Origin of the sequence: Nocardia sp. NPDC049149, assembly GCF_043197455.1 — a bacterium.
Classification (GTDB): domain Bacteria; phylum Actinomycetota; class Actinomycetes; order Mycobacteriales; family Mycobacteriaceae; genus Nocardia.
Map to the genome: position 1 here is coordinate 956,725 of NZ_JBICTD010000003.1, position 11,677 is coordinate 968,401.

Annotated in this window: 8 protein-coding genes; 3 read left to right on the forward strand and 5 right to left on the reverse strand. The window is 66.8% G+C overall.

What is annotated here, in order from left to right; translation table 11 throughout:
• Window positions 1-119: 119 nt before the first annotated feature.
• Window positions 120-590 (reverse strand): winged helix-turn-helix transcriptional regulator, encoded by a 471-nt coding sequence (locus tag ACGFNJ_RS15110; RefSeq protein ID WP_393447513.1) that lies wholly within the window; start codon window positions 588-590, stop codon window positions 120-122.
• 132 nt (window positions 591-722) lie between these two features.
• Here ACGFNJ_RS15110 and ACGFNJ_RS15115 point away from each other — a divergent pair, with 132 nt between their 5' ends.
• Window positions 723-1,973 (forward strand): cytochrome P450, encoded by a 1,251-nt coding sequence (locus tag ACGFNJ_RS15115; protein ID WP_393447515.1) that lies wholly within the window; start codon window positions 723-725, stop codon window positions 1,971-1,973.
• A gap of 97 nt (window positions 1,974-2,070) precedes the next feature.
• Here ACGFNJ_RS15115 and ACGFNJ_RS15120 read toward each other — a convergent pair whose 3' ends face one another.
• Window positions 2,071-2,724 (reverse strand): SDR family NAD(P)-dependent oxidoreductase, encoded by a 654-nt coding sequence (locus tag ACGFNJ_RS15120; RefSeq protein ID WP_393447517.1) that lies wholly within the window; start codon window positions 2,722-2,724, stop codon window positions 2,071-2,073.
• Window positions 2,725-3,169: 445 nt separating this feature from the next.
• On the opposite strand from ACGFNJ_RS15120, the gene ACGFNJ_RS15125 reads away from it, so the two are divergent.
• Window positions 3,170-4,657, forward strand: coding sequence for an LCP family protein (locus tag ACGFNJ_RS15125; protein WP_393447854.1), 1,488 nt, complete (start codon window positions 3,170-3,172; stop codon window positions 4,655-4,657).
• Between the two features lie 46 nt (window positions 4,658-4,703).
• Here ACGFNJ_RS15125 and ACGFNJ_RS15130 read toward each other — a convergent pair whose 3' ends face one another.
• Together ACGFNJ_RS15130 and ACGFNJ_RS15135 are read right to left on the reverse strand one after the other, a co-directional pair.
• On the reverse strand, window positions 4,704-5,159 hold the full coding sequence (locus tag ACGFNJ_RS15130) for an SRPBCC family protein (RefSeq protein ID WP_393447519.1): 456 nt from the start codon (window positions 5,157-5,159) through the stop codon (window positions 4,704-4,706).
• A 225-nt stretch (window positions 5,160-5,384) separates the two neighbouring features.
• Complete coding sequence (locus tag ACGFNJ_RS15135) at window positions 5,385-7,037, reverse strand: FUSC family protein (RefSeq protein ID WP_393447521.1); 1,653 nt, start codon at window positions 7,035-7,037, stop codon at window positions 5,385-5,387.
• A gap of 187 nt (window positions 7,038-7,224) precedes the next feature.
• Here ACGFNJ_RS15135 and ACGFNJ_RS15140 point away from each other — a divergent pair, with 187 nt between their 5' ends.
• Complete coding sequence (locus tag ACGFNJ_RS15140; protein WP_393447523.1) at window positions 7,225-8,634, forward strand: amidase; 1,410 nt, start codon at window positions 7,225-7,227, stop codon at window positions 8,632-8,634.
• Window positions 8,635-10,358: 1,724 nt separating this feature from the next.
• Here the strand turns inward: ACGFNJ_RS15140 and ACGFNJ_RS15145 are convergent.
• A complete protein-coding gene (locus ACGFNJ_RS15145) occupies window positions 10,359-11,384 on the reverse strand; it encodes a cation diffusion facilitator family transporter (protein ID WP_393447856.1) in 1,026 nt (341 codons plus the stop codon).
• Between the last annotated feature and the right edge of the window lie 293 nt (window positions 11,385-11,677).

Here is an 11,677-nt window from a genome sequence, read left to right on the forward strand (position 1 = left end):
ATCGGACGAATCCGGCCTATAAGTGGGACGCCTACGTCAGTAGTTGTTCGATACCTGGATCCCATCCGGTGTGGTGGTCGCTATGGAACTGACTGCGCTGCACCGTCCCACAATCGACGTCAACTTGCGGGCTCTGTGGCGGGCGGCGGATGGAAGCCGGGTCCCGGGCGCGGGTCGACGTCGCGCGGGTCCAGTTCGGCGTGGCAGTGGTCGCAGACCAGCAGCGGTGTCATGACGTGGCCGCAGGTGCGGTGTTCGAGGATGAGCGGTGGGCCGTCCTGGTCGGCCAGGTGGCGGTCGCCCCAGCTCATCAACGCGAGGATGGTGGGGTAGAGCTCGCGGCCCGGGGCGGTGAGGTGGTAGTCGACGCGACCGCCACCCTCGTCGGTGCGGGTGAGGATGTCGGCGTCGATCAGCATGCGCAAGCGGCTGGTGAGCAGGTTGCGGTTGGAGATGCCGATATTGCGGGCAAAGTCGCTGAATCGGCGCACGCCGAAGAATGCCTCGGCGATGATCAGGATCGTCCATCGGTCGCCGAGCAGCTCGACGACACGGGTCACCGAATCATCGGCCGGGCGTCGAATGGTCATGCGGGACATCTTCGCATCCGTTGAGTTCACCCAGCCCCGGCCGACTTACCTCTATCGGTATTTCATTCCTACCGATAGTATCTAAATAATACTAGCCGACAAGGTCGGTCTGGTGGATGAGGTAGGAGTCCGATGCCAACAGCAGAACAGTCGATCGCCGACTATGTGCGCCTGCTCGATCCCGCGGTGCGGGCGAATCCCTATCCCCTGTTCGCGCGAATACGCGAATTCGGCCCGTTCCGGATCGGCAACGCACCGGTCGTCATCGTGCCGACGCATGCCGGATGCACGGCCGTCCTTCGCGATCCGCGCAGCAGCGTCGACCGCTCGCTCGCGCGGCTGCAACTCGGCTCGATGCCGATCTACGACGCCGCGAAAACCACTGCGGAACAGGCCAAACCATCGTTCCTGTTCCTCGATCCACCGGATCACACCCGGCTGCGGCGACTGGTGTCGAAGGCGTTCACGCCGCGCGTGGTGCGCCAGCTCGAGCCGCGGATCACCGAGATCGTCGACGACATCCTCGACCGACGCGCGGCGGCAGGCACTTTCGATGCCGTCACCGACCTCGCCTATCCGCTGCCGGTGACCGTCATCTGCGAGCTGCTCGGCGTGCCTTTGGAAGACGAAGCACGGCTGAGCCAATGGTCATCGGTGCTGGCCCGCTCCCTGGACCCGACCTCACGCGACGCCGCCGAGTTCCGCATCGATCCCGACGAATTACAGCGCGCGGGTACCGAACTCAGCGTCTACTTCGAGCAGCTGACCGAACGCCGCCGCGCCACACCGGGACCCGACCTGCTCTCGGAGCTGCTCGCCGCCGAGGACGCAGGCGACAAGCTCAGCCACGACGAGTTGATCTCCACCTGCGCGCTGCTGCTCGTCGCAGGCCACGAGACCACCGTCAACCTCATCGCCAACGCGACGCTCGCCCTGCTCCGCCGCCCCGACGAGCTCGCCGCATTGCGCGCGAATCCCGAACGGGCACAAGGCGTCGTCGAGGAAACCCTGCGCTTCGACCCGCCGGTGCAACTGATTCCACGGATCGCCGCAGACGAGATGACGGTGGACGGCATGCCCATCGAACGCGGCGAACTGGTGGTGCTGCTGGTCGCCGCCGCGCACCGCGACCCCGCCGTGTTCCCCGACCCCGACCGCTTCGATCCGACCAGGGACAACCGTCATCTGGCCTTCGGCCTCGGCGCGCACTTCTGCCTCGGCGCACCGCTGGCCCGCATGGAGGCGCGGATCGCACTCACCCGCTTCGCCCAGCGCGTCGAATCACCCCGGCTGCCAACGGATCCGCCCGCCTACCGTGAACATATGAACCTACGCGGGCCCGCACACCTCCCACTCGAGTTCGCCGCGATCCTGCCGCGCTAGCTCGAACGCCAACGCAAGCGGTACGCGATCTTCGGCGGTTCGCCGGATGCAGGTCGAATCAGCAAGAGCGTCAGGTGATTCGACGCAGTTCGCCTGGTCACCCGTCGTAGGAAACGTGCGGCGTCCACTCGTCGAGAGATCGCGTCGCGGCTGCGTGCAATGCCTCGGCGACCAGGTCCCTGGTGAACGCGCCCGAGCCGAGCACACCGTTGATCTGCACCGCAACAGCTCGAAAACCCTTGGGCGCCAATGTGGTATCCAAGCTGGTAACCAGGTTGCGGACCGCCGCCTTCTGCACGCCGAGCGAGGCGGCCTTGTTCCACGGCTTGTCCGCCGCGGCACTTCCGGTGACCAGCACTCGCGCGCCATCGGCGAAGAACGGCAGCGCCCCCTGCACAGCGGGCAGCAGCGCAGCGGCGCCGATGGTGAAGTCCTCGATCAGCTCCGGCACCGACAACTCCAACGGATCGGCCTCGCGGAACATGCTCGGGTTGAAATGCAGCACGTCGATCCGGCCGAGCTGCGCGCCGACCTCGGTCACCAACCGGGTGATGTCGGCGGGATCGGACAGATCGACCCCGCCACCGTCGGCGGTGTGTCCCTCGCCGCGGAGCTCAGCGACGAGCGGCTCGGCTTCCTCTGCCAGCCTGGTGGCCAGGAAGACGGCATAACCGTCTCCGGCGAAGAGGCGGGCAACGGTCAATCCGACACCGGGACCGGCGCCGAGTACGAGAAGCACGGGAGCAGACATGGCCACGAGCCTAGAGCCGCGACGGTGCGTATGCGGCTCGGCGCGGGCGCTAGTTCACGGTGACATAACCCGCTCTACGCGGGGTATCACCCGCGCGTGCGTACTCTCGAATGAGGCGTAGCAGGGACTAGAGGGCAAGGAACGATCCGTGAGGCGAGTGCCGAGGAAGGCGCGTTGGGCAGAGTCTGCCGCGCCGATCGATGACGACACCGTCGAGTTAGCGCAGGTCACCGACCCGCCCGCCCGGCATCGGCGGCGCGAGAGCAGGCCACCGGCAGCACCCGAGGGCGACGCCGCCGAACGTCGCCGTGCAGGCGCCAAGCGACGCCGCGCTGCCGCTGAATCATCCAGCCCTGCGGCGAAACCGCGCGGCGCCGCCAGGAAATCTCGGGAGTCCCGCACAAGATCACACGGCGCCGCGGCAACGTCGCATCGGGCCGGTCGGGTGGCGAAGATCGCGGTTCGCGTGCTCGTCTCGGCCACCGCGCTCGCGGTGCTGTCCGGCACCGGATTCGCCTGGTCCGAGAAGATCGACTTCAATCGCGGCTTCACCCGCACCGACGTCATCGACTCCGACGCGCCGCGCTCGCTCGGCGGCGACGTGAACATCCTGCTGATCGGGCTGGACACCCGCAAGGATCAGAACGGCAACAACCTGGAGAAGGCGATCCTCGACCAGCTGCACGCCGGCGACGGCGACGAAGGCGGCTACAACGCGAATTCGCTGATCCTGCTGCACATTCCGGCGGATATGAAGAGGATCGTCGCGTTCTCCATCCCGCGCGACGACTACGTCGCGGTATCCGGCATTCCCGGCTACGAGAAGGTGAAGATCAAGGAAGCCTACGGCTTGGCGAAGGCCAACGCCCAGGACAAGCTGGCCGCGAAAGGGGTGACGGACCAAGCCACCTTGGAGCGGCAAGGCCGGGAAGCGGGCAGAACGTCCATCGTGAAGACCGTCCGCACTCTGGTCGGCGTCCCGATCGACCGCTTCGCCGAGGTCTCCCTCGCCGGGTTCTATCACCTGGCCACCGCGCTCGGCGGCGTCGACGTCTGCCTCAACAAGGCCGTCGACGACAGTTTCTACTCCGGCGCCAAGTTCCCCGCGGGACCGCAGCATCTGGACGGCGCGCAGGCGCTGGCCTTCGTCCGCCAACGGCACGAACTGGAGAACGGCGACCTGGATCGAACGCACCGGCAGCAGGCGTTCCTCACTTCGGTGGGCAAGTCGCTCAAGGATTCCGGCACACTGACCAACCTGAGCAAGCTCTCCCAGCTGATCGATGTGGCGCACAAGGACGTGGTGCTCTCCGAAGGCTGGGACCTGGTCGATTTCGCGACCGACCTCGGCGCGGCCGGGTCCATCGGCATCGAGTTCCGGACGCTGCCGGTGCTGCGCTACGACAACATCAACGGCCAGGACGTCAACATCATCGATCCGGCAGCCATCAAGAAGGAAGTGCGCACCGCCTTCGGTGTCGAGGCGCCGAGCAGCACGCCGGCAAAGCCGACCAGCATCGTCGATGTGCAGAACGCGGGCAGCCTGACGGGCGCGGCCGCCAAACTCGCCACCGCGCTGCACGGCAAGGGCTACAGCAAAGGCACGGTCGACAACCGCGTCGACGCCAGCGGCACCACGATCACCACCAGCACCACCACGATCACCTACGGCACCGGCGCCGACACCGATGCCACCGCGCTGGCCGAGGCACTCGGCGGATTGACCGCCACCGCCTCGCCGAACGTCCAACCCGGCCACATCCAGGTGGTGCTCGGCAGCGACTTCACCATGCCCACCGAGCTGACGACGGACACCACGTCGACCACCAGCACGACAACGCCGACGACCACCACCACTCCGGCTGAGCCTGCCCCGGATTCGGGCAAGCCGTTCACCACCACGATCGGCAGCACGATCCCCTGCGTGAACTGAGCACATCCCGCACGTCAGATCTCCTTGCGACGTGCGGGGTCGGTGCCTACTCTTCGACGACCGCCTTGATCCGGTTCAGCGTTTCCCGCATCCCGTCGACGTTCGTCTTACGGCGCGCACGACCGGCAAGCAGCCAATACCCGCGCAGCACCGGATTGGCATGCAGCCGAAACGATTCGGTGACGTCGGTCCCTCCGTCGACCGGCTCGAATCGGTAGCGCCAGGTGTTCACCTGGACTCCGCCCGGGCCGAGCACGGTGAACGCGAATTCGCGCCCTGGCTCGCACGCGATGATCCGGCACACCGTCCAATACTTCAGACCCCAGCCGTTCCGGTTGACGTGCCCGCGAAACTTCACCCCGACAGCGGGCGCGGTTGCCCCACCCAACCATTCGGCCGCGAAGGTCTCCGGGCTGAACCGCCCGGTATTCGTGATATCGCTGACCAGACCCCAGATCCGCTCGGCGGGCGCGGCCATCCGGACTGTCACACTGTCCTGCATGCCCGCACGCTAGCAGCCCAAGCGACCAGATGGGTTGCGTGATCAGGCCGAGCGATCGAACGGGATCGGATCGACGCCGGAGAATCGGATCGCCAGAGGGTCGAGCCACCAGGCATGTTCGGCGACCAGCCAGTTGGGTCGCCACGCGGGAACCGGATCACTACCCCAGGGCGCGAGTCAGCGGCCAGCCAGAATGGGCCATCCAGCGGTCGGGCTGCCTGGCGGTCAGGCCGGTTTGGGTAGTGGGAGGACGGCGTCGAATGCCCGATCCCAGGAGTCCGGGTCGTCCAACAGTGCGCCGGGCGGTAGGGCCCAGCAGGCGGCGAGCAGGTCGTAGCCGAGGTGGGCGATGGCGGCGTGGACGGGCCAGCGTTCGCTGGTCCATGCCGGATCTTCAGTGGCGGAATCGATTCCGCTGCGGGCGACGCCGACCAGTTCGAATTGCAGCTGTTGGATCAGGACGACCGCGGGCGCGCCTGCCGGTTCGGTGCGCAGCAGATCGATCAATGCGTGGGCGCCGGTCCGGACGCGCTGCTCGATCCAGCGGAAGGTGCGCCGATGCGCGTGCGGTGCGACCACATGCTGGGCGAGCACCGCGACGACGACACCGATCACGGTCTCGACGAACCGGTCTCGGATCAGCGGCCCCACCGCGCCGTCGGGAGTCGCACCGACCGCGAGCAGCGCAACCGGAGTCAGGAAGACCGCGGCGATCGCGTAATTGCGCGGCACGAACATCTCCATGCCGAACAACAGCGCGGCCACCAGCACGATGAGGGTGTAGCCGGTCGGCGCGAGCTGGTGCACGGCCGCGAAAAACGCCAAACCGACGACGGTTCCGACGAAGCGATGGATGCCACGGACCTTGCCGAGGATTCGGTCAGGTCCGGTCTGCAAGACCATCAGCGCGGTGAACACCGCCCAGTGCGGCCGATCCTGGCCGAGCAATGCGCTGATGCCGCCGGCGACGAGGCACGCGAGACCCACCCGGTACGCACTGATCATGGCGTGCGAGTCGAACGAGAGCGCGCGCCGGAGCCGGAAGCGAATGCCGGGGCGGACGAACGAGATCAGCGGGTCGACGGCCAGGTCGTTGGTGTCGTCGTAGGCGGGGCCCGCCAACCGATGCCTGGCCGCGACCAGCGCGGCAAGCAAATCCGAATCGGGCATCCGACTCGGCAGCCGAGCGTCGTAGACCGCGGCCCACGCCCCTGCGATCGCACCGCCCGCCTGATGTCGCAAGTCGATGGCGGGCAGGCCCGCGGCCCGCGCCGAAAGGAAGGCGTCGACCGCATCGATCGCGGCCGCCACAGCGACCCGCTCCGGCTTGCGGCGGTCGCGCAGCACCCCGGCCATGGAGACGACGATCGACGAGACCACGCCGAACGCCGTGCAGGCCAACAGCACTTCCGTTGCAATGCCCGCTTCGGCGGCCATCATCGCGCCACCGCAGGCAATCACGAAGAGCAGCGCGCCAGGCGGCCCGAGCCGCAGCGCGTCGATCACGTACACCCCGAACACGGCGACCACCGTCAGCATGCCGACCGTCAACAGCGAAGCGCCCAGCCTGCCGGAGATCGTGTGACCGAGCAGCGCGCCCGCCGCGCAGGAGGCGAGCAACGCCACCCCTGCGGTGAGCACCACTCCCGCACGCACGCGATAGGCCCTTCGCTCCCCGTACATCACCGCGAACGCACCGAACAACACGAACAACGCGTAGTTCGGGTGCCCCGCCGCCACCACGATCCCGGCGGGCACCGCGAAGGCGATCGCCGTCCGCAGGCCAGTGCTCCAACGCCGGCCGACAGGCGGCAGCGCAAACAGCAGTGAGCCGAGCTTTCCCTTCGGCGGGAGCGGGTCGGAGACCGACGGGGGCATTGACATCCTTTCGAGTCGCGGAACATTGCCGAGTTGTCGAGACCGGGCCATCGAACACGGCTACCGAACGCCGCCGAGCATCGAGCCAGGCCAGCCGTCAAATGCGGTTGCCGTTCCACCGTATGCGCCGACCGGTCTGTCGGAGACAGTCGGTCCGGACACACCTCATGCGGCTACATTCGAAAATGTGACCGCTGACGCTCTGCCCACCCGCTTGCATTCCTTCGCCGATGACGCGCTCGGCGACCACGACGCGGTCGCACTGGCGGCCCTGGTGCGCAGCGGGGAACGCAGTGCGCGTGAGCTCGCCGAAGCGGCTGTCGCGCGCGCGGAACGCGTCGAGGAGTTGGCCGCGGTCGCCTACCCGAGCTACCACAAGCCGCTGCTGCCCGCCGCGCGCGACGGCCGGTTCTACGGTGTCCCGACCTTCGTGAAGGACAACGCCGACGTCGCGGGTATGCCGACAAATCAAGGGACCGCGGCGTTCCTGGCCAAGCCCGCCAAGGAGCACGGCCCGTACTCCCGCCAATTCCTCAGCGCCGGAATGACAGTGCTCGGCAAGAGCTCGCTGCCCGAATTCGGTTTCAACGCGACCACCGAACCGCCGTTCGCCCGGCCGACCCGGAACCCATGGCACACAAGCCATTCGGTGGGCGCGTCCTCCGGCGGCGCCGCCGCGCTCGTCGCATCCGGCGTGGTGCCGATCGCCCACGGCAACGACGGCGGCGGCTCGATTCGCATTCCGGCCGCCTGCACCGGGCTGGTCGGGCTGAAACCGAGCAGAGGACGGCACCTCGACACGGCGTTGGCGCGTGCGCTGCCGGTCAACATCATCAGCGAGGGTGTGCTGACCAGAACGGTGCGCGACACCGCCGCGTATACCGCTGCGGTGGAACAGTATTGGCGCAATCCCAAGCTCGCGCCGATCGGGTTGGTCGAAGGTCCCCCGGCGAAGCCGATGCGCATCGCCCTCGTCCTGGAGTCCATCAACGGGCCGGTGCCGCAAGGCCCGATCCGAGCGGCCGTCGAGCAGATCGCCACCCTGCTGGCGGCCCACGGTCATCGGGTCGAACCGGTCGCGATGCCGTTCGACGACACGCTGGAGGTGGCGTTCCTGCGCTACTGGGGTCTGCTCGCCGCGATGGTCGCCTCGACCGGAAAACTCGCCGACCGCACCTTCGACACCAGCAGACTCGACGACCTCACCCTCGGCCTACGCCGCTACTACCTGCGCAGCGCCCTCTCCACCCCGATCACGCTGTACCGACTACGCGCAGCGGCCGCCACCTACGAAACCGCCTTCGCCCCTTACGATGCCGCGCTCCTGCCCACCCTCGGCCACGAAACACCCGAACTCGGCTACCTCAGCCCCACCGTGCCCTTCGACGAACTCCTCGATCGCCTCCGCACCTACGTGGCCTTCACCCCCATCAACAACATCACCGGCACCCCCTCGATCTCCATCCCCGCAGGCCTGACCCCCACCGGCCTCCCCATCGGCGTTCAACTCGCAGGCACCCTGGGCACCGAACGCACCCTCCTCGAACTCGCCTACCTCATCGAAGCCGAACACCCCTTCCCCCACCTGAACCACTAACACCACTGAACCCCCACAGATTTCACAACTACCGGGAAACCCCGACCGCCTCGGCATCCCCTCTACAGTTGGTCAACTGATCACGGGGTACTGGTGCAGGGATCGCCCGAGAGGCCACCTGCACCAGTACCCCCTCGGCACGAAACATCCCCTTCGATCCCACATGGGGGTTCACGGGCACCCTTGAGACCGGTGGACGCGGCCAGCCCCGCCACAACGCCGAAATCCGCACCCCCACTGTGGATCCGCACCCCCACTGTGGATCCGCACCTCCACTGTGGATCCGCACACCTACCGTGGATCCACACCCCTTCTGGCAGCCCAGAACGAGTGCGAACCCCCAGAACGAGTGCGGATTCGAAGCCTCCGATCTTGAAGCCCCCGCAGCCGCACACTTTCTGTCTTCCCGCACACGATTTGGCATGCCAAATCGTGTGCGGGAACTCAAAAGGTGTGCGGCTGAGAGTCTTTGATCTTGAATCTCTATCTTTGATCTCGAAGTTCTCGAAACGGGACCACAGCCAAGCAACCCGGTCTGGAACGAGAGAACGCGTGAGCGAATGCGGAGGTCAGCCGGGTACGGCAGGCGTCGCCACCACGCTAATCCGGTGCAAACCCTTGGCTGCCGAATTCACAGGAGACCGTGAACCCGAAGGAGCTCTGCCTTCGCCGAGCCCAAAGCGGCACGGGCGCAGACCAACCCGCCCCGTGGGGCGCGGCCTCGGAGGGCGCAGCCTCGGACAGGCGCGGCCTCAGACGGGTGCGGCCTCAGACAGGCGCAGCCCCTCAGACAGGCGCAGCCCCTCGGACAGGCGCAGCCCCTCGGACAGGCGCAGCCCCTCGGACAGGCGCAGCCCCTCGGACAGGCGCAGCCCCTCGGACAGGCGCGGCTTTGGAGGGGCGCGGCTTGGGGGGTTAGTGCGGGTTTCGTAGGGCGAGTTGCGTTTGGGGTGGTGGTTTATCCGCGGGTTGGACGGTTTCCTGGCGAGTGGGACGGTTTCGGGGTTTGCACTGGATAGCGTGGTGGCGTCGTGTGCCGTACCCGGCTGACCTCCGCTGTCAGGTGCGGGTTGTCTTGTTCCAGACCGGGTTGCTTGGCTGTGGTCCGGTCCAAAGATCTTTCAGAAGTGATCTTGGGAAGTTGACGGGAGTCCTATGGTGGGCGTTTCGGCTCGTCTTGCCACCATTGGACTCCCGTCAATGAGGGGTAGCAACCATTTCACTCCCGTCAACGGCTCGGCAACCAATTCACTCCCGTCAACTGGGCCGCGCCGAGCCATCCAGAGGTAGCGACGACGACTCCAGCCGCGCGTACCCGGCATCGATTAGGTCAGCCCGACCCGCACCGCCACACCGTCACCAGGTTTCGGCCCGGCCAATCTGACTGTGATGCGGTCCAACGATCTTGAAATGTTGACGTGAGAGAAATGGTGCGTGTCTAGTCGCGCCGCAACCACTTCACTCACGCCAACGTAGCCCGGCAGCCACTTCACTCACGCCAACGCCGCCCGGCAGCCACTTCACTCACGCCAACACCGCCCGGCAACCACTTCACTCACGCCAACACCGCCCGGCAACCACTTCACTCACGCCAACACCGCCCGGCAACCACTTCACTCACGCTAACGCGGGCCAGCAACCCTTACGCGCCGAATCGAACTCACCAATCTGCCCCGGGCCGAACCCGTCGAAGCCATCCCCTCACCCGCGGAGCAGACCACCGATTACGTTGTCCGCGTGGTCGATCCTGGACGTTCACGGTGGACCGGGCCGTGCGAGTCGTCGCAGTGTTCTTCCAGCACCGGGAGTAGGCGGTCGGCGGCTGAGGTGACGCCGGTGGTGATCGGCTGGCTGTGGTCGACTTGCAAAGTGGTGTGGGTGATTTCGTAGTCGTGGTCGAGTAGGCGCTCGATTTGTTGACGCAGGCCGTGGCAGTCGGCGCCGGGCTGGACCAGGACATGGGCGGACAACGCAACGTTGCCGGAGGTGATCTGCCAGACGTGCAGGTCGTGCACCTCGTCGATGCCGGGCATTTCGACAAGTCGCCTGCCGAGCGCGTCCGGGTCGACGCCTGCGGGGGCCGCCTCCAGGAAGATGCGGCCGGATTCGGAGACCAGGCCGAGGCCTGCCTTCACCATCAGCGCGACGACCACCAGGGTGGCGATGGCGTCGGCGCGGGCGAATCCGGTGAGCAGCACGACGATGCCCGCGATGGCGGTGGCGATGAAGCCGTACAGGTCGTTGAGGACATGCTGGAATGCGCCTTCGACGTTCAGGCTGGTCCGGTTCGCTTTGCTGATCGACCAGGCCGCGGCCACGTTCACCACGATGCCGACGAGCGCGGTGATCACCACGAGCCCACCGGTCACCTCGGGCGGGGACAGCAGGCGGCGGATCGCCTCATAGGTCAGCCAACCGGCGAGCACCAGCAGCGTGATGCCGTTGGCCTGGGCGGACAGGATCTCGGCCCGCTTGAAGCCGTAGGTGTATTTGCCGCGGGCGGGCCGAGCGGCCAGCCGAATCGCGGTGAGCGCCAGCACGATCGAGGCCGCGTCGGTGAGCATGTGCGCGGCATCCGAGAGCAGCGCGAGCGAATTCGCCAGCAAGCCGATGACGACCTCGACCGTCATGAAGCCGACGATCAGCGCAAGCGCGAGCGTCAGCCACTTGCGGTCGGCGTCACCGGACACGCCATGCGAGTGCGCGTGCCCATTGCCGTGACCATGTCCGTGCTCGTGTTCGTGTCCCATGCCGCCCGCTTTCATCACCGCCATGTATGCGCATGTCTGCATCAATCTTACCCACCTTAGCCCACCCTATGCCGCCCGCAACCCGCTACCCCGGATGACCTGAATCACAGGCCACACCCGGGCGCGTCGGTCAGATGTCCAGGCCGAAGGCGTACACCAGCCAGGAGGCGCGCTCAGCCAGCGGCCTGGAATGTTCAGGCCGCGAGCGAGCACCAGCCATCGGGTATTTTCGACCAACCCAGAGATATGCCGATGGACCGGCCTCGATACCGAGACGCCGTGCGACCGTCACA